The organism is Bradyrhizobium sp. OAE829 (genome assembly GCF_040546575.1).
Lineage (GTDB): Bacteria > Pseudomonadota > Alphaproteobacteria > Rhizobiales > Xanthobacteraceae > Bradyrhizobium.
The window spans coordinates 3,364,140-3,381,867 of record NZ_JBEPOE010000001.1 but is presented as its reverse complement, the minus strand read 5'-3'; the positions used below and the strand labels follow the sequence as shown (position 1 = coordinate 3,381,867).

At 64.4% G+C, this 17,728-nt stretch carries 20 protein-coding genes; 9 read left to right on the top strand and 11 right to left on the bottom strand.

The window, feature by feature from the left end; genetic code table 11:
• Window positions 1–48: 48 nt before the first annotated feature.
• Window positions 49–2,697 (top strand): TIGR02302 family protein, encoded by a 2,649-nt coding sequence (locus tag ABIE49_RS16510; RefSeq protein ID WP_192738306.1) that lies wholly within the window; start codon window positions 49–51, stop codon window positions 2,695–2,697.
• 150 nt (window positions 2,698–2,847) lie between these two features.
• Here the strand turns inward: ABIE49_RS16510 and ABIE49_RS16505 are convergent, their stop codons facing one another.
• The gene (locus tag ABIE49_RS16505) at window positions 2,848–3,222 is read right to left on the bottom strand and encodes a response regulator (RefSeq protein WP_192738305.1); all 375 of its coding nucleotides are present in this window, start codon (window positions 3,220–3,222) and stop codon (window positions 2,848–2,850) included.
• A gap of 38 nt (window positions 3,223–3,260) precedes the next feature.
• A complete protein-coding gene (locus tag ABIE49_RS16500) occupies window positions 3,261–4,136 on the bottom strand; it encodes an MJ0042-type zinc finger domain-containing protein (RefSeq protein WP_192738304.1) in 876 nt (291 codons plus the stop codon).
• 214 nt (window positions 4,137–4,350) lie between these two features.
• On the opposite strand from ABIE49_RS16500, the gene ftsE reads away from it, so the two are divergent.
• From ftsE to ABIE49_RS16485, 3 genes are all read left to right on the top strand, one after another.
• On the top strand, window positions 4,351–5,010 hold the full coding sequence (ftsE, locus tag ABIE49_RS16495; RefSeq protein ID WP_192738303.1) for a cell division ATP-binding protein FtsE: 660 nt from the start codon (window positions 4,351–4,353) through the stop codon (window positions 5,008–5,010).
• Window positions 5,003–5,974 carry a cell division protein FtsX gene (locus tag ABIE49_RS16490; protein ID WP_192738302.1) on the top strand — a complete coding sequence of 324 codons (972 nt, stop codon included), beginning with the start codon at window positions 5,003–5,005 and terminating at the stop codon, window positions 5,972–5,974. The genes ftsE and ABIE49_RS16490 overlap by 8 nt, the downstream gene beginning before the upstream one ends.
• A 116-nt stretch (window positions 5,975–6,090) precedes the next feature.
• On the top strand, window positions 6,091–6,804 hold the full coding sequence (locus ABIE49_RS16485; RefSeq protein ID WP_192738301.1) for a YdcF family protein: 714 nt from the start codon (window positions 6,091–6,093) through the stop codon (window positions 6,802–6,804).
• Window positions 6,805–6,829: 25 nt separating this feature from the next.
• Here ABIE49_RS16485 and ABIE49_RS16480 read toward each other — a convergent pair whose 3' ends face one another.
• Together ABIE49_RS16480 and ABIE49_RS16475 are read right to left on the bottom strand one after the other, a co-directional pair.
• Window positions 6,830–7,552, bottom strand: a complete 723-nt coding sequence (locus ABIE49_RS16480; RefSeq protein ID WP_192738300.1) for a hypothetical protein — start codon at window positions 7,550–7,552, stop codon at window positions 6,830–6,832.
• Between the two features lie 83 nt (window positions 7,553–7,635).
• Window positions 7,636–8,232: a gamma-glutamylcyclotransferase gene (locus tag ABIE49_RS16475; protein WP_192738299.1), complete on the bottom strand. Its 597-nt coding sequence runs from the start codon at window positions 8,230–8,232 to the stop codon at window positions 7,636–7,638.
• Window positions 8,233–8,395: 163 nt separating this feature from the next.
• Between ABIE49_RS16475 and ABIE49_RS16470 the strand changes: the two genes are divergently transcribed.
• The 5 genes from ABIE49_RS16470 to ABIE49_RS40065 all read left to right on the top strand — a co-directional run bounded on the left by ABIE49_RS16470 (window position 8,396) and on the right by ABIE49_RS40065 (window position 11,874).
• Window positions 8,396–9,583 carry a DUF2125 domain-containing protein gene (locus ABIE49_RS16470; RefSeq protein ID WP_192738298.1) on the top strand — a complete coding sequence of 396 codons (1,188 nt, stop codon included), beginning with the start codon at window positions 8,396–8,398 and terminating at the stop codon, window positions 9,581–9,583.
• A gap of 233 nt (window positions 9,584–9,816) precedes the next feature.
• A complete protein-coding gene (locus ABIE49_RS16465) occupies window positions 9,817–10,041 on the top strand; it encodes a hypothetical protein (RefSeq protein ID WP_192738297.1) in 225 nt (74 codons plus the stop codon).
• 423 nt (window positions 10,042–10,464) lie between these two features.
• On the top strand, window positions 10,465–10,734 hold the full coding sequence (locus tag ABIE49_RS16460; RefSeq protein WP_192738296.1) for a hypothetical protein: 270 nt from the start codon (window positions 10,465–10,467) through the stop codon (window positions 10,732–10,734).
• A 13-nt stretch (window positions 10,735–10,747) separates the two neighbouring features.
• Window positions 10,748–11,002: a hypothetical protein gene (locus ABIE49_RS16455; RefSeq protein WP_192738295.1), complete on the top strand. Its 255-nt coding sequence runs from the start codon at window positions 10,748–10,750 to the stop codon at window positions 11,000–11,002.
• 335 nt (window positions 11,003–11,337) lie between these two features.
• The gene (locus tag ABIE49_RS40065) at window positions 11,338–11,874 is read left to right on the top strand and encodes a hypothetical protein (protein ID WP_502915908.1); all 537 of its coding nucleotides are present in this window, start codon (window positions 11,338–11,340) and stop codon (window positions 11,872–11,874) included.
• Between the two features lie 137 nt (window positions 11,875–12,011).
• Here ABIE49_RS40065 and ABIE49_RS16450 read toward each other — a convergent pair whose 3' ends face one another.
• The 7 genes from ABIE49_RS16450 to ABIE49_RS16420 form a co-directional block, all read right to left on the bottom strand.
• On the bottom strand, window positions 12,012–12,158 hold the full coding sequence (locus ABIE49_RS16450; protein WP_192738294.1) for a hypothetical protein: 147 nt from the start codon (window positions 12,156–12,158) through the stop codon (window positions 12,012–12,014).
• A gap of 119 nt (window positions 12,159–12,277) precedes the next feature.
• Window positions 12,278–12,838, bottom strand: a complete 561-nt coding sequence (locus ABIE49_RS16445; protein WP_192738293.1) for an HD domain-containing protein — start codon at window positions 12,836–12,838, stop codon at window positions 12,278–12,280.
• 120 nt (window positions 12,839–12,958) lie between these two features.
• Window positions 12,959–13,855, bottom strand: a complete 897-nt coding sequence (locus ABIE49_RS16440) for a L,D-transpeptidase (RefSeq protein ID WP_192738292.1) — start codon at window positions 13,853–13,855, stop codon at window positions 12,959–12,961.
• An 18-nt stretch (window positions 13,856–13,873) separates the two neighbouring features.
• Entirely contained in the window at window positions 13,874–14,908 is a 1,035-nt protein-coding gene (locus ABIE49_RS16435; protein WP_192738291.1) for an amino acid ABC transporter substrate-binding protein, read from the bottom strand.
• A gap of 159 nt (window positions 14,909–15,067) precedes the next feature.
• Window positions 15,068–15,685 carry a HutD/Ves family protein gene (locus ABIE49_RS16430; RefSeq protein ID WP_192738290.1) on the bottom strand — a complete coding sequence of 206 codons (618 nt, stop codon included), beginning with the start codon at window positions 15,683–15,685 and terminating at the stop codon, window positions 15,068–15,070.
• A gap of 21 nt (window positions 15,686–15,706) precedes the next feature.
• The gene (locus ABIE49_RS16425; protein ID WP_192738289.1) at window positions 15,707–16,756 is read right to left on the bottom strand and encodes a malate/lactate/ureidoglycolate dehydrogenase; all 1,050 of its coding nucleotides are present in this window, start codon (window positions 16,754–16,756) and stop codon (window positions 15,707–15,709) included.
• Between the two features lie 23 nt (window positions 16,757–16,779).
• Window positions 16,780–17,721 carry a prephenate/arogenate dehydrogenase family protein gene (locus ABIE49_RS16420; RefSeq protein ID WP_192738288.1) on the bottom strand — a complete coding sequence of 314 codons (942 nt, stop codon included), beginning with the start codon at window positions 17,719–17,721 and terminating at the stop codon, window positions 16,780–16,782.
• Window positions 17,722–17,728 lie beyond the last annotated feature (7 nt).

The following is a 17,728-nucleotide window of genomic DNA, read 5'->3' as shown; positions in this document are numbered from 1 at the left end:
ATTGCCGCCGCTGTGCTAGGCTGATTTGTCGGCAACCCGGAGAGTTTATTGAACGGCGCCAACCCTGACCCCACGGAGCCAGCGCGCGAGCCGGATGCGGTGGCGCGGCTTCAACTGACGCAGGCCCTGCAGCGGGCCCAGTATGCGATCGCGTGGGAGCGCGGATGGCCGATTCTGGCCCGGCTGTTGACCGTCGTCGGACTGTTTCTGGTGGCGTCCTGGGCCGGATTATGGCTGGCGCTGCCGTTTGTCGCCCGTGTCGTCGGCATTGCCTTGTTCGCGGGCCTGGCGCTCGGCGCGTTGTACCCGATCTTGCGCTATCGCTGGCCGACCCGTGAAGAGAGCCTGAGCCGGCTCGACCGCGGCACCGGCATTCGCCATCGCCCGGCGACCGCGCTCACCGACACGCTGGCCAGCAAGGATCCGATCGCGCTCGCGCTCTGGAAGGAGCAGCGCGAGCGGACGCTGGCTTCGATCAAGCGGATCCGCGCCGGTCTGCCGTCGCCGCGGCTGCCGATCCACGATCCCTGGGCGCTGCGTGCGCTGGTCATGGTGATGGCGGTGGCGGCCTATTTTGCCGCCGGTGACGAACGCGCGATGCGCATCGCTGCCGCCTTCGACTGGAACGGCGTGCTGGCGCCGGCCAATGTCCGGGTCGATGCCTGGGTGACGCCACCGGTCTACACCAGCAAGCCGCCGATCATTCTTTCCGCCGCGAGCAAGGACGCTGGACCCAATAGCGGGCCGCTGGCGGTTCCGGCCGGCAGCACGCTTCTGGTGCGCTCCAGCGGTGGCTCGATCGATGTCGTGGTGGGTGGCGGCGTCACTGAAGTCGCGCCCAGCGAACAGGCGCCGAAGGGCACCAACGAGCGGCATTTCAAGATCGCCGGCGATGGCACCGCCCATGTCCGCGCACCGGCCGGTCAGCCGCAATGGCGGTTCGCCGCGACGCCCGACCGTGCCCCGACCATTTCGCTGGCGAAGGATCCCGAGCGTCAGGCTCGCGGCTCGCTGCAGATGTCCTACAAGCTCGAGGATGATTACGGCGTTACCGAAGCCCGTGCCTCGTTCGCGGCCCGGCCGGCCGATCCCGGCAAGGAAGCAGTCAGGGAAATCGGCAAGGAACCGGCAAAGGGCGCCAAAGGCGGAGACAAGGCCGCCGAGAAGACGGCCGAAAAAACCACCGAGGCGCGCCCGCTGTTCCCGGCGCCGCAATTTCCGCTGGCCCTGCCGAACGCGCGCACCCGCAATGGTGTCGGCCAGACCGTCAAGGATCTCAGCGAGGATCCCTATGCCGGCGCCGACGTCACGCTGACGCTGACGGCCAAGGACGAGGCCGGCAATGAAGGCCGCAGCGAGCCGTTCAACATGCGGCTGCCGGAGCGGCTGTTCACCAAGCCCTTGGCGCGTGCCCTGATCGAGCAGCGCCGTATCCTGGCGCTGGACGCCAACCAGAATGGCCAGGTCTATGCCGCGCTGGCCGCGCTGATGATCGCGCCGGAATTGTTTACGCCGGAAGCCGGCCACTATCTCGGCCTCTACAGCGTCTCGCGCCAGCTCGAGGCGGCGCGCACCGACGATGCCATGCGCGAGGTGGTGGCGAGCCTGTGGTCGCTCGCGGTCACGATCGAGGACGGCAACATCACCGATGTCGACAAGGCGTTGCGCGCCGCGCAGGAGGCGCTGAAGCAGGCGCTCGAGCGCGGCGCCAGCGACGAGGAGATCAAGAAGCTCACCGACAATCTGCGCGCCGCACTGGACAATTTCCTGCGCCAGCTCGCCGAACAGCTCAAGAACAATCCGCAGCAACTGGCGCGGCCGCTCGATCCCAATACCAAGATGCTGAGCCAGCAGGATCTCAAGAGCATGCTCGACCGGATGGAGCGGCTGTCACGCTCCGGCGACAAGGATGCGGCCAAGCAATTGCTGGAGCAGCTGCAGCAGATGCTGGAAAACCTGCAGATGGCGCAGCCCGGGCAGGGCGGCGACAACGACATGGAGCAGGCGCTGAACGAGCTCGGCGACATGATCCGCAAGCAGCAGCAATTGCGCGACAAGACCTACAAGCAGGGCCAGGATTCGCGGCGCGATCGTCAGCGCGGCAAGCAGGGCGAGCAGAGCATGGGCGACCTGCAGCAGGACCAGCAGGGCCTGCGCGACCGCTTGAAGAAATTGCAGGAAGAACTCGCCAAGCGCGGCATGGGTCCGAGCCAGCGCGGCGAGAAGGGCCAGCGCGGCGAAAAGGGTCAACAGGGTCAGCAAGGCCAGCCCGGCGGCGACCAGGGCGACGGCGAGGACGGGCTGGAGCAAGCCGATGGCGCAATGGGTGACGCCTCCGGCCGGCTCGGCGAAGGCAATGCCGACGGCGCGGTGGATTCGCAAGGCCGCGCGCTGGATGCGCTGCGCAAGGGCGCGCGGAGCCTCGCCGAAGCGATGCAGCAGGGCGACGGCGACCAGCCGGGAGACGGTCCGGGTAATCCGAACGGCCGGCAGCAGGGCGCGCAAAGGAATACCGATCCGCTCGGGCGGCCGATGCGCAACAACGAGTTCAGCGACGACTATTCGGTGAAGATCCCCGGCGAGATCGACGTGCAACGCGTGCGCCGCATTCTGGAAGAACTGCGCCGGCGCCTCGCCGATCCGGCCCGCCCCCAGATCGAACTCGACTACATCGAGCGGCTGCTGAAGGATTATTGAAGGCTTTCTCACCTCCTACGAGCACGCGCTGCGTAGGGTGGGCAAAGGCGCGTCGCGCCGTGCCCACCATTCTTGCGCTTGTCGAAGATGGTGGGCACGCTTCGCTTTGCCCACCCTACGGATTCTCGCTTCCGCCGAGACCGTTCCGCGCTACCCCTTCCGCGCCGCCAGCGCATCGGCGACTGCGGTGCGGATATCGGCTACCGAAAACGGCTTTGTGACCACGTCGTGCACGATCGCATTGAGGCCGGAGGCGCGTTCGCGCTGATCGGCAAAGCCGGTCATCAGCAGAATCTTCAGGTCGGGGAAATCGCGCGCTGCCGCCAACGCCAGCGCGATCCCGTCCATCACCGGCATCTGGATGTCGGTGAGCAGCAGGTCGAACGCACCCTTTTCGCGCGCCAGGATATCAAGCGCCTCGGCGCCGTCCTCGGCGGTTACGGTGTCGTGGCCGTCCATGGCGATGGCGCGCGCCACCAGGGAGCGCATCGAGTCTTCGTCGTCGGCAATCAATACACGCGGCATGGCAACAGCTCGTTTGCGAGCGGGACGTCCGGCCAATTTTACGCGCGGCCGGCGGCCAGATCCCGCTTGTTGAAGAAGCGTACATCGATATTGCGGCCTTCGGGCGGCGGCGACGCCAGCCGCGACTTGAAATAGGCGCGTTCGCCCGGCTTCAGTACCGGCTGCTCGAGCACCGCGTTCCAGGCATAGATTTCCGCGCCCTGTTCGTCGCGAACGCTAAAGCGCAGCCGCGGCAATTCGACCGGCTTCCTGGTCTCGCCGACGATCACGCCTTCGATGACCAGCACCGGCTTGCCGTCGACGGTCTCGTTGGTGATCTTGATGTCCTTGAACGAGAGCCCGCGCAAATTCACATCCAGCCCGACCATCTTGTAGAACGTCGCGGTCTGCGGCAGCAGCCGCACCACGTCGGTGCGCCAGAACATCAGCGCCACGACCAGTGCGCCCATCGCGGCGCAGGCGACGGGAGCGCTGATGGACGGCATCCGGATGGACGGAAATTTGGGCAGCCGGAACAGCTTGGCCAGCCGCGAGCGGTGGGTGGAAACCGCCTCCTGATGCGCCTCGGCATCGTGCTGGGCGACCGACGGCCAGTCGGCTTCATTTCCCCGGAAACCTTCGCCCTCGGCGGGCCAATCGGCCGAAATCGACGGGCTGTCGACCACGGGGGGCTCCTGGGCCTCTTCCTGGCGGGCCATGGCCTCCCACTCGGCGGCCGCGTCGGCCTCGGCATTTCCGGTTCCATGGCTGGCTTCGGCCATCGCCGGCACGGCAGGCGCGATCTCGACCGCGTCCTCGGGGCGCGCCAGCCAGGTTTGCTTGCAGCGGGAACAACGGACGGTCCGGCCGGCGGCACCCAAGGTGGCCAGCTTGATCGCGTAGGATGTTGTACAATGGGGGCAGACGATGTGCATGGAGCCCGTTTCCACAGTGTCTTTGGGCTGATGCTAGCTGGCGACCGTTAACGAATCGGAAACCATAACGGTCGCACAACCGTTTTGTCCGGCTCGCGCCCAAAACCTGGGGCTGCGAGCCCAAGCGTATTGGTAGGTACGGGTTTCCGGTCGAGGCCCAGGCAAACGTCGAGGCCGAGGCAGAAGCCGAGGCCCATCTCGAGCGGAGCTGAGCTTGGTTCGGTTCGAAAATGTTGGATTGCGCTACGGGCTCGGCCCGGAGATTTTGCGCGACCTGTCGTTCCTTATCCCGGCCCATTCCTTCCAGTTCCTCACCGGCCCGTCGGGCGCCGGCAAGACCTCGCTGCTGCGGCTGTTATTTCTGTCGATGCGGCCGACGCGCGGTCTGGTCAATCTGTTCGGCCACGACGTCTCGCTGCTCGGCAAGGACCAGATTGCGGATTTGCGCAAACGCATCGGCATCGTGCTGCAGGATTTCCGCCTGCTCGATCACATGACGACCTATGAGAACGTGGCGCTGCCGTTCCGCGTCATGGGGCGGGATGAATCCAGCTACCGGCGCGAAGTGATCGATCTGTTGAAATGGGTCGGGCTCGGCGAGCGCATGGATGCGCTGCCGCCGATCCTGTCCGGCGGTGAAAAACAACGCGCGGCGATCGCGCGCGCGGTGATCTCGCGGCCGCAATTATTGCTCGCGGACGAGCCGACCGGCAGCGTCGATCCGACGCTGGGCCGGCGGCTGTTGCGACTGTTCATCGAGCTCAACAAGTCGGGCACCGCCGTGATCATCGCGACCCACGACATCACGCTGATGGATCAGTACGAGGCGCGGCGTCTGGTGCTGCATCAGGGACGGCTGCACATCTATGAGTAGATCCGGTGACGAGCATGGTCCGCTGGTCGATCTCGGGCACGAACGCCCGCAGGTCCCGGCGCGGGCGCGCAACATGTCGCCGATCGTGCCGCGCGCCTCGATCTCCGGCCGCGCGCTGGTCGCGGTGGTCGCGATCATGACGTTCCTCGCCTCGATCACCACGGGCACCGTGCTGCTGGTGAGCGCGTCGGCGGCGGAGTGGCAATCGGAAGTCGCCAGCGAAATCACCATCCAGGTGCGCCCCTCGGCAGGCCGCGATCTCGACCGCGATGCGATCGCGGCCGTCGAGGCGATGCGGGCGCAGGCCGGCATCGTCGAGGTCCGGCCCTTCACCAAGGACGAGTCGGCCAGATTGCTGGAGCCGTGGCTCGGCACCGGGCTGTCGATCGAGCAGCTGCCGGTGCCGCGCGTCATCGTCGCAAGGGTGCAGCCCGGCACCACGCCCGATCTCGCCGCCTTGCGTGCGCGGGTGCTGCAGGTAGCCCCCTCCGCCAGTGTCGACGATCACCGCGCCTGGATCGAACGCATGCGCTCGATGACCGGGGCGACGGTATTCGCCGGCATCGGCATCCTGGCGCTGGTGATCGTGGCGACGATCATTTCGGTGTCGTTTGCGACGCGTGGCGCGATGGCGGCGAACCGCCCGATCGTCGAGGTGCTGCATTTCGTCGGCGCCGGCGACAGCTACATCGCCAACCGCTTCCTGCGGCATTTCCTCAGGCTCGGCCTCGAGGGCGGGTTGATCGGCGGCGGCGCTGCAATGCTGGGTTTTGGTTTCTCGGAATCGATCGCGAGCTGGTTCTCGGGCACGCCGGTCGGCGATCAATTTGCCGCGCTGCTGGGCACCTTCTCGCTGCGTCCGTCCGGCTATCTGGCGCTGGCGGCGCAGGCGGTGCTGATCGCGGCGATCACGGCCTGGGCCTCGCGGCGGACGCTGTTTGCCACGCTGGACGACATTGATTGAAGCGTTTTCGAGCGAAGCAATGGCCGGGGACCTGATCCGGGGGAGGGCGCCGGACCAGACTCCACTTCGCCCAAAAAACTTCTAGAATTGCGAGCGGAGAGGACAGCAAGAACTGCATGCGTGTGCAACCCGACGATACGTCGCGACAAGCGCCGGCCGTGCGGCCGCGAGGGTGGCTGCGTGCGACCATCGTCGCCACGCTGGCGCTCGGCTTCGTCGGCGCGGCGGTGGGCTTCATCGGCTTCCTGTCGCAATTGCGCGGCGTCGAAATCAAGCCGGCCCGCAATGCCGACGGCATCGTGGTGCTGACCGGCGGCTCGTCGCGGGTGTCCGATGCGATGGAATTGCTGGCCGGCGGCTATGGCAAGCGGCTCTTGATTTCGGGCGTGCACCCGACCAACGCCGCCAGCGACATTTCCCGCACGCTGCCCGACAACCATTCGCTGCTGCGCTGCTGCGTCGATCTCGACCGCTCGGCCGTCAACACGCGAAGCAACGCGGCGGAGACGCGGCGCTGGGTGAAGGACCGCGGTTTCAAGTCGCTGATCGTGGTGACTTCGAACTACCACATGCCGCGGGCGATCGTCGAATTGTCGCATGCGATGCCTGACATCGCGCTGATCCCGTTTGCGGTGGTCGGCGAAAAATGGCGCGACGAGCCATGGTGGACCTCAGGTACGACCTTCCGTCTGCTGCTGTCGGAATATGCGAAATATGTCGCGGCGGAGGTGCGGGTGCGGCTCGCCGATATCGGCATCGAGGTGTTGCCCGACGATCAGCCGGCCGGTTCGATAGCGCCGCGCCGGCCGGCCACCGCGCAAGCCAATTGACCGCGGGCGCTGCTACCCGCTCTGCTTAAGCAGCGCAGATCAGTTTCAACTCGGCTTCGAACCGGATGCTTCGCTTGCCCGCCAGCGCAGTGCCCTCGAGGGTGCCGCCCTCCGCATCGCATGTCCCGGAAAACCCGATTCCGATTTCATGCCCGCCAAAGACCGGGTCTTCACCCCGCGCCGGCGTGTGTTCCTGATTGACCATCTGGCCTTTCCAGCGGCCGCCGGCTGATGAGTACGACCCGAGGTAATAGAAGAAGGCATCGCCGCCGAGGATGCGGCCGTTGTTGAGCAGCATGACGCCGGTCAAGCCGCCGGGCATCCCGTCGAGGATCTTGAGGTGAATCGAGTAGAGCCCGTTTGAAATGCCGCCTTCGCCGATCGGGCCGGGAGCGGCGAGTTCGCTCTCGTCGAGCGGCGTCATCACGGATCGAAACGTCGCGTTGGGCATCTGCGGCGAGCCGCCCTCGAAGCAAAACGCGTTTCCGACCGCCCGTCCGGTGACCGCAATGGTCGAAACGTCGGAGCCGAGCAGCGATTGGTGAGCGGCACCGAAATTGTGCCGGCGGCTGGTCACCGCGACGGCGATCTCCTCGCCGTCGAAACGATAGGTGCCGATATGGGCGAACCCCGAATTGCCACCCAATAGCTTGCCGTCCCGGACGTAGCTGACGCTGCGTCCGACGGCTTCGTTGACCCTGAATTCGCTTTTGAAGAAGCCGTCGAAACGGCGTGATGTCGTGCCCATGCGGGACACCTAGCCCAGAACGCCATTTGCGTCACCCCGTTTTCCACCCCGTCAATGCAGGGGGGCGAAAATGCCGCAAACGCCTATTCCGCAGGCGGTTTCCGCTGCAAGACCGGATGCGAATCGTGCAGCATCAGCGCCAGCTGGTGCAATTGCGTATCGCGAAAACCTTCGGCCTCGATCGCCTTCACGGTCGCCAGCACATAGTCGCGGTTGACGCCGGACTGGCCGTGACCCTGCAGCACGTGACGCAACTGGTCCGCCAGCGACAGCCTTCCGGCGTACTGCACATGGCCGCGATCGACCACATAGGCCAGCGCGCTGACGCGCTGCCGCGCCTCGTTCTCCAGCCACAACGAGCGCTTCACCTCGCGGTAGACCGAGGTGACCTGTTCGCGCTCACGCAAGTAGGCGACGGTGGCGGCGCGGTTCTGTTCCGCGACCCGGAATGCGATGCCGCGGCAGGCACCGCCGCGATCGAGCCCGAGCACCAGGCCGGGCTTTTCCGGGGTGCCACGATGGACAAAGGAATAGACGCAGAGCGCGCGATGCTCGCCGATCAGCCGGGCCGGCACCCGTTCGAGGAATTCGAAGCCCGGCCGCCACATCAGCGAGCCATAGCCGAACACCCAGAGGTCGCCGCTGGAGAATTCCGAATCTTGCAGGGTCATTGCGGACATCGGCACAAGCGTTTTCGAGCGAAGTGGGGACCGGTTCGCGTAAAGAAAACGCGTCCAAACGAGGAACGGCTACCAGAAGGGGAGAAGCGAAGCAAATTCAGCGGCTTTTGCCGGGGGCGGTACTCGCTTACATTTGACAAAATCATGAGCCAAAGGTCGCCGCATGCCCGACATCACCCCTGCGCCGCGCCGGCGCCCGCTTTGGCGCCTTTTCATCTTGCCCGCACTGCTGGTGGTCGCAGCCATCGCCTGGAGCGGCTTCTGGTTCTATGCGGCGTCCGAGGTCGGCGTGCGCGCCGATGCGTGGCGCGCGCAGGAAGCGAAAGCCGGCCGGATCTATGATTGCGGCAAGCGCTCGGTCGCGGGCTATCCGTTCCGCCTCGAAGTCCGCTGCGAGGACGCCAGCGTGACGCTGGTCTCGCAGACGGCGGGCGCGGGCGCGCCGTTCACGGCGCGGCTCGGCGAGATCATGGTGATCGCCTCGATCTACCAGCCGAAACTCCTGATCGCCGAATTCAAGGCGCCGGCGACGATTGCCGATCGCGGCCAGCCGCCGTCGCTGAAGGTGAGCTGGAGCGTTGGCCGCAGCAGCGTGGCGGGGCTGCCGGCCGTTCCGGAGCGCGCCTCGATCGTGTTCGACAATCCCTCGATCGAGCGCGTCAACGGGCCGGTGCAGACGCCGCTGGCGCGCGCCAACCGTGTTGAACTGCACGGCAGGCTCGCGGAGGGATCATCGATCGCCGATCCGGTGATCCAGACCGCGCTGCAGATATCAGGGGGCAGCATTCAGGAATTGCATCCGTTGCTGGCGACGCCATTCGAATCCGATGTGCAGACCAAGCTCAGCGGCCTGAAGGATTTCTCGCCAAAGCCGTGGCCAGAGCGCTTCCGCGAAATGCAGGCCGCGGGCGGCAAGGTCGAGATCGTGCGTTCGCGGATTCAGCAGGGCGAACTGGTCGCCGTGGCCGCGGGGACGCTGGGCCTCAACGTGCAGGGGCAGATCGAGGGCGAGCTGCAGATGACGGTGACGGGTCTGGAGCGCGTCATCCCGGCGCTGGGTATCGACAAGATGCTGGAGCAGGGCGTGCCGCAGGCGACGCTCGATCGCGTGGCGCCCGGCGTCAAGAGCCAGGACCTCACCAATCTGTTCGGCGCGCTCGACAAGGCGATTCCGGGCCTTGGCAAGGTCGTCAAGCAGAACACCAATGTCGGCGTCGCCGTCGGCATCAATTCGCTCGGCACCGCAGCCGAACTCGAAGGCAAGAAGGCGCGCAGCTTCCCGCTGCGCTTCGTCGACGGTGCGGTGTTGCTGGGGCCTCTGAAGGTGGGGCAGATCCCGCCGCTGTTTTGATCGCTTTGCCCAACTCCGTCGTCATCCTCGCGTGATCACCAGCGTCCATCCGAGGTGCGCGTTTTTGCGCGCCCGATTTTCGATCGAATAGTTCCTCCTCTGGAACAACCTTCAGTCATCGCGGTGAGGTTCACGATGCGTGATTTCTGTCACGGCCGACTCCGAACCGTTCGGACATCCTGACGATGGTTGCGGGATGATCCCGCACCTCAACAGATGGATGGAGACCTGGAATGACGAACGTTACGAAAAACGATGCAGCCAATCATGAGCTTTCGATCGATGAACTCGACGCCGCGGCCGGCGGCTTCTGGAAGGAACTGGCCGTCGCGGTGGGTGCCGGCGGCGTGACCGGCGGCATGGGCGGCGCGGCGGTCGGCGGCATCGGCGCCATACCGGGTGCCATTGGCGGCGCGCTCCTCGGCGGCATCGGATATTGCATCAGCGCAATCTTTTGAGCTGACCGCGCAAGGCGAGACTGCCGGATCGTTTCGATTCAGCAGTCTCGCTTTGGCGATTGCCTTCGCGACGTCATGAGAGGGCGTCGCTTTTTTTATGACGCAGCCCCGGGTTGCATCGGCGTGACACATCGGTGCGCTCAGCCGTCGAGCTGGCAAAAAATGACCTCGCGGCATTAATCGCCTTGGATATATATCGTTCAAGTGATCTGCCCGGCGCAAACGGAGTACTCCGTGAAGGGAGTGCTTTACCCCCGAGGGAATGTTGCGCTTGGAAGCACTTTGGTGCTCGGCTAGGGGAGCTTCCGCAATCGAGTCCATGGAGAGGTTAGGCCCGTGATCGGCCGCCAAGCGGTTCTAGCAGCATCGCAGACTGCTAGTTCGGAACTCACCACAAGAGAGTGTTGGCCGCAGGAGGAGCAGATGACGCAGCGCCCCTCAGGTGCAATGGGAGCGGTAATAGGAGTCTTGCGCAATCAACGCCCACTAACAGACAGCTCGGTGAGAGCGTACGAATGGGAGCTGTCGCAGCTGAAATTTCAGCACCAGGCAGAAGGCGACGCGCTCTCAATGCCTGATCCCGGTCCAGCGGGTTTCGATTTTGTCCTGCCGGATGAAGACCCCGCGGCGGAAGCGCTGTGGGCTCTGGCTAGAGATTTCATGTGGCGGCGAGCTTTGATGAAAGATGGCTAGTGAACGACTGCTGATGGCCCTGCGATTCCACCGTGCCGTCGATAGTTTGGAAATCTGGAGTGCGAGCAGCGACGGCTTTTCGTTCGTGATCACCCACGAGAGCCGCGCCGGCCCCGGCTTTCACGGGCGGCCCGGCTACGTGGCGTCATGGCGTCCGCTTTATCAAGGCAGCGGAGCGATCAAGATCGGCGGATCGCCTTTTGCGACGTTCGAGGAGACCGAGGAAGCGTGCAACCTGATGCTGAAACATCTGACGAGTGAAAGCTGATGGAAGGCTTGGACAAATTACGAAGAGGCCGGTCGCTAAACCCGTTCCGGATCTCATGAGGCTTCCAAACAGGCAGGATGGTCAGAATTGACCAACCTCCGGGACGCGAATGTCGTTTGGTAATGTACGGGCGTTGCGCCAGGGCCGCCCCTGCGCCGCGCTCAAGACGGCCCCAGTGCTCTCCAGCCCCCGCGCTGGGGCCGTTCTTTTCCAGGCCGCCAACCCGGGCGCAAGCGGGCTCAGTCCTGAGCAGCGGACGTTACCCCACCGCATTTTCGCCTAACAATGATGGGCATGTGAACGCAGGGCAGGTGTTAAACAGCCGGAGCCCTGTCATGTTGAGACTGGTATTTGTTGCGTCTGTACTCGTTGCCTTTTCTTCATCCGCATCCGAAGCACGCCCGCCCCGCATCGTTGGTCAAGCGCCGGGATGCAACGTAACCATGCCGTGCGACTTTTCGAATTCCCCGACGCAACGCGTTAGCGTGAACGCTTACGGCCGGGAATCGCGGAGCACAGAACGGCCGGCAATTCTGCCGCGCAATGCAAGGGCCGAAGCGAATAGCGGGCGTGGTCAAATCGTCGGCGGGCGCCCGGCCGGTTGTCCCCGCTCCTTCTGTGGCTGCGGCGCATCCATGCGGGTGTTCGGCCGTATCGTGCCCGGACTAAATCTTGCCTCAAACTGGCTGCGGTTTCCCCGGACGGCGCCGGCGCCGGGAATGGTTGCCGCGCGACGCGGGCACGTGTTCGTCCTGGAGCAGCACGTCGGAGGGGATACATGGATGGCGTACGATGCCAATTCGGGTGGCCACGCAACGAGAATCCACGCGCGCTCGTTGCGCGGGTACACAGTCGTTAATCCGCGGGCGTAATCCAAAGACTCTTATGCCGGCACAATGACGTTTCGCGGGCGGTTGCCCGCGATGCTTCATTCAGAGATCCGTTCTGTCAAAGGCGGCAAGCGCATTCCGGGAAATTGAACACTCTCCGCAAGGCGCTTGCAGGAATCTCAACGGGTGATCTTGTGAACCAGCGACTCGATCGCAACGCGGAAAGCAATGGCGACCACGATGAGCGGCTGGTAGGGAGCGCCGCCCGAAGCCGCATCGAGTTCGTCTATCGTCAGGTCACGCTGTTCGGTGTTCAGCTTTTCCACGTTGGTCTCTCCGATTGTCGGTGGAGGGACCATCCCCGCCATCCGTCATGGCAGGTGTAAGCGGGGGCATGACCCGGTGGCTGTGACAACAGTCACAGCCGGACGTCTCCCACCCGCTATCAGGCATTTCCCTTACGGTCCGGTTGGCGCAGGTGGGGTTCCTGTTCAGGCGCATGGATTACGACCTTGACGATGCCTGCAAACGATAGGTCATACTTTTTCAAGTATCGTTCCAAAATATCGCTCAGATAGGAACGATCGCCGAGTTGAATGCGCAGCGTCATGAAAGGAGCGGCTTGGTCCATATCGCAGAACGAGCGGCGTCCTAACTTTTCGTCAATGACGGCAATCGCATCCGCTGCTCTAAGCATGTCAGCGAGCAACGTATCTGCATGGATGCCGGTACGGTGATCGTGGGCTGCAATGGCTTGCTGAGCGTCAGGGGGAATGCGGTCGCCAAGCCATTTAACCGTCAGCGGGCCATGCTGGCTCCAATCGTGGGATGTCTGAAAGAAGTCGAGATCATGACATAACCCAACGACTTCCCATAGATCAGCGGGTGCTGAGAACATCCCGGAAAGCTGCCGCATTATATAACCGACAAGGCGCGAATGGTTCGCTCGCGGAGTATCACCTAGGTGCCGAGTGACCAGAAGGTCGGCGTCGGCAGTGGTCAGCATCTCATTTCTCCCATTGCGGTCTGCGACGCCCGATTTGCCGCATGACGATCAAATTTCGTCAAGAGGTACGATATCCGTTTTGATGAGCCCAACCGTCGTTGTCGGCGTACACCTCAGCGGCTAACTGACAAACACCACCCGCGTCTCCAGCGAAACCCGGCGGTACAAATCCTCGACGTCGTCATTGACGAGCCGGATGCATCCGGAGGCGACGAGATGGCCGATGGTCTTGGGTGAGTTGGTGCCGTGAATCAGCAGCCCGGGCTTGTCCAATAGCAGCGCGCGGGCGCCGAGTGGACTGCCGGGACGGCCGGCGGAGGCGGCCAAGGCGTCGGCATCCCGGGCGTTTTGCGCGGACGAGCGCCAGTCTGGCCATTCGAGCTTGTTGGTGACGCGAAAGAAGCTGCCGCCCTTGAGGCATTCCTGTGCAATGCCGATGCCGTAGCGGCGCGCGGAATTGTTGGAATCGATCAGATAGAGAAAGCGGTTTTCCCGGTCGATCACGATCGAGCCGGGAACCACGGTGGTGCGGTAGAACACCACTTGCCGCTGCAGCGCGTAGGGCAGGCCGTCGCCGGTGGAGCCGCCGTCCTCGCCTGGCTTCAGGTCCGCCATCACGACGTCTTCGCGGGCGCGTGCCGCTTTCGGCGGTGGCGGCGCAGTCACAGTGGTGGCGATGTTGGCCGGGCCTTTGGTCGCGACATATCCGTACATGAAGGCCGCCAACGCGATGGCGAGTGCGAGCGCACCGGCGCCGAAGGCCCATGGCTTCCAGTTCGCGCCCTCCGACAACACTTCGTTGATTTGAGCGGCGTCGCGGCCTTCCTCGATGGCGACCTCATCCTCGATCCGCCGGATCGCGGCTTCGAGGGCGGCGACATTTGAGGCGGCGGCCTCGCGGGTGAGGTGGGACGACCTCGTAATGAGGTCATAGGCGTCCTTGTAGATCTTGTCGCGGCCGAGGGTGTCCTTGCCGGCAACCGCTTTGGTCAGCAATGCATAATAATCCACGGTCATGGCCTGACCCCTGAAGAACTATCTGACGGGAGGCGCGTACTGGATGCCGCCCTGGGTCCAGAGCGCATTCAGCCCGCGCGGGATGCTGAGTTTCGACTGCGTGCCGACGTTTCTCTCATAGATCTCGCCGTAATTGCCGACGGCACGCACGGCGCGCGCGGCCCAGTCGTTGGCAACGCCCAACTGCGTGCCGAATTCGCCCTCGGTGCCAACGAGGCGCCTGATATTGGGATTGGCCGATTTCACCGCATCGTCGATGCCGGCCTGTTTGACGCCAAGCTCCTCGGCATTGATCAATGAATAGAGTGTCCACTTGACCAGGTTGAACCATTGGTCGTCGCCTTGCCGCACCGCGGGTCCCAGCGGCTCCTTTGAAATCACTTCCGGCAGGATGATGTGGCTGTCCGGCGCAGAGAGTTTTAGGCGCTCGGCGTAGAGCTGCGAGACGTCGCTGGTCAGCACGTCGCATTTGCGATCGTCATAGGCCTTGAGGCTTTCCTCGGCGGTGGCGAGCGCCAGCACCTTGAGCGGCATGTCGTTGGCGCGGAAATAATCCGCCAGATTCAGCTCGGTCGTGGTGCCGGTCTGGGTACACACGGTCTTGCCGCCGAGTTGCAGGGCGGTGTCGATTTTAGCATCGCGGCGCAGCAGAAAGCCCTGACCGTCGTAATAGGCGACGCCGGCAAACATCAGGCCGAGCGAACTTTCCCGCGACATCGTCCAGGTCGAGTTGCGCGACAGCACGTCGATCGTCTTCGACTGCAGCGCGGAAAAGCGCGTGGCCGCATCGAGCGGCGTGAACGTCACTTTTGCAGGGTCGCCGAAGATCGCAGCGGCCACGGCGCGGCAGATATCGACGTCGAAGCCGCTCCAGATGCTTTTGTCATCCATGCTGGAAAAGCCGAGCAGTCCCTGGCCGACGCCGCAATTCAGCGTGCCGCGTTCCTTGACGGCGTTCAGGGTCTGGGCCCGCGCCGGATCGTCGCTCCCGAACAGCAGGGCCAGCAACGCGATGACGGGAAAGATGATGGGTCGGTTCTTGGAGCCGGACATTTTTTCCCCGCGGTCGGTGGCTGCAGCTTCTTTAAGTGGCGGCAAGTTCTTTGGCGGAAGTGATGTTGGCAAGCTAACACAAGTGGAAGCGTTACCAATGTGTTTCCGGAATGGGGGAACTGCGCCGGCGACCGTCATCGTTCCGTGACGCGTTCCGGATCAGGCGGATGTCCGCACCACGGGAATAACGCTGGCGACGATGGCGGTGCCGAGCCGGTTTGCGACTGCAAAATCTTCTCCGGCATCGATGCGCATGGCGTGGCCGGCCGAGATCTCGCGGGCCTTGTCGTTGATCGACAGTTCGCAGGAATCTGTCGCGGCATAGACGATGTGAATGCCGGCCGGGCAGGTGTGGGTTGCGCCGTCCAAAAGGCAGCAGAGGTCAATCGCCACGCGCGACCGGTCGCCGATCAGATTGACGACTTCGACGGGTCCGGCTTCGAGCCGGCTGACAATACTGGTTTCGCCGGTAAACCGGACCGGCCTGAACGGCTGCCGGACGTCGATCTCTCCAACAGGTGTCCCGAGCACGAGTCCCTCGCCGGAAACCAGCACCAGCTGGCGGTCATAGCCGCTCAAATCCGAGAATGCGCCCGGCGTCACGATAGCGGTCCGGCTGAAACGCCAGATGATTCCTTCCCAACTGCCGGGCGCGAATCCAGGGAGCATGGATGCGGCGATATCGATCGTGACCCCGCCGCCGTTCTTCCAGGGCATATGCCGGAAGCTGGCGGGATCGAGCGCTGTTAGCTGAATCCTGCCGGCAGAAGATGTCATTGGATTCGCCCGAACGGTTGCTCAGCTATCGATCCGGATCTGATAGCGCTGGGCGATATCGGACAATTGGCCCCAGGTCGTGTCATCGATTTCGATGCCCTTGGCGATCCGCGCGGCTCGCGCCAGCCGCTCGGGCTCTCCTGCGACCAGCACCGGCAGGTCCGATTCCGCGGGCTTGGCGGACTTTACCCACGAAAGCATGTCGTCAATCTCGGCCATCATGCTGTCGCGCGTCGACAATCGCGCCGGGTCGATCACGATGCTCAGCATGCCGTTGATGATGCCGCGTTCGGGCGGCGTCGACGTGGTGACGCTGGGCGAGCCGACAATGGCGCCGGCCAATAGTTCGCACACCAGCGCCAGGCCGGAGCCCTTGTGCTCGCCGAACGGCAGCACCACGCCGCGCGGGTCGGTGTACATGACGGAAGGGTCGGTGGTGGGCTGGCCCGCATGGTCGAGCAAGGCACCGTCCAGCATCGGCTTGCCGGCATTGTGCGCCACCCGCACTTTTCCCAGCGCCACGCGGCTGGTGGCGAAATCGAGCAGGATCGGCTCGTTGTTGTCGGTGCCGGGGATCGCGATGCAGACCGGGTTGGTTAGGAATCTTCCTTCGCGGCCGCGGAACGGCGCGACGCCGGGTGAACCCGAAGCGACATTCACAAAATGCAGCGCCACCATGCCGGCGCGCGCGGCGATCTCGCCATAGGTGCCGACGCGGCCGATGTGGTGCGCGTTGCGCAAGCCGTTGACGGCCACGCCATGTTTCTTCGCCGCCTCGATCGCCCACTCCACCGCCTGGCGCGCGACCACCTGGCCGTAGCCGGCGCGGGCATCCCACACCGAGATGGTTCCGGTGTCCGAGACGATCTCGGGCGCCTGATTGATCTTCAGCGTGCCGGCGTCGAGGTCGCGCACATAGGCGACCAGCATCCCGACGCCATGGCTGTCATGGCCGCGCAGATTGGCCTCGACCAGATGCTCGGCAACGATGGCGGCTTCCGTCGGCGAACTGCCGCCGGCGGTGACGATGCGGTTTGTTAGCCCAAGCAGCTTCGAATGGTCGATGATCATGCTTCACTCCGTCGTGAGCCGGTCTACTCCGGCTTCTTGGTTAAATTCGCGTGCGGGCGGCCGAAGTCGGGCGCCGCCGAATCCTGGCCAATTTCGACGATGCCGCGGCGGATGGCGCGGGTGCGGGTAAAATGCTCGAACAGCGCCTCGCCGTCGTTGCGGCGGATCGCCCGTGTGAGTTTCGACAGGTCCTCGTTGAAGGTGCCGAGCATTTCCAGCACCGCTTCCTTGTTGGCCAGAAACACGTCGCGCCACATCGTGGGATCGGAGGCCGCGATGCGCGTGAAATCGCGAAAACCGCCGGCGGAGAATTTGATCACTTCCGACGACGTCACCTGCGCCAGTTCGTCGGCGGTGCCGACGATGGTGTAGGCGATCAGATGCGGCAGATGGCTGGTGATCGCGAGCACCAGGTCGTGATGATCCGGCGTCATGATCTCGACCTTGGCGCCGAGGCCGGCCCAGAACTCGCGCAGCTTTTCCACCGCGGCGGGATCGGTCCCTTCCGGCGGCGTGAGAATGCACCAGCGGTTGATGAAGAGTTCGGCGAAGCCGGAATCGGGACCGGAGTGCTCGGTGCCGGCGACGGGATGGGCGGGAACGAAGTGGACGCTAGGGGGAATATGCGGGCTCATGTCCCGCGCGATGGCGCCCTTGACCGAGCCGACGTCGGAGACGATGGCGCCCGCCTCGAGGAACGGCGCGATCTCCTCGGCGACCGGTCCGCAGGCGCCGACGGGGATGCAGAGGATCACGAGGTCGGCGCCCTTGACCGCTTCCGCGTTGGTTTCGAGCACGCGATCGACCACGCGCAATTCTTCCACCCGCGCGCGGGTCTTGGCCGAGCGCGCTGACGTGACGATCTCGCCGGCGAGACCCTGCGCGCGAGCGGCGCGGGCGATCGAGCCGCCGATCAGGCCGAAGCCGATCAGCGCGACGCGTTTGAAGAGAGGTTCAGTGCTCACTTGATGC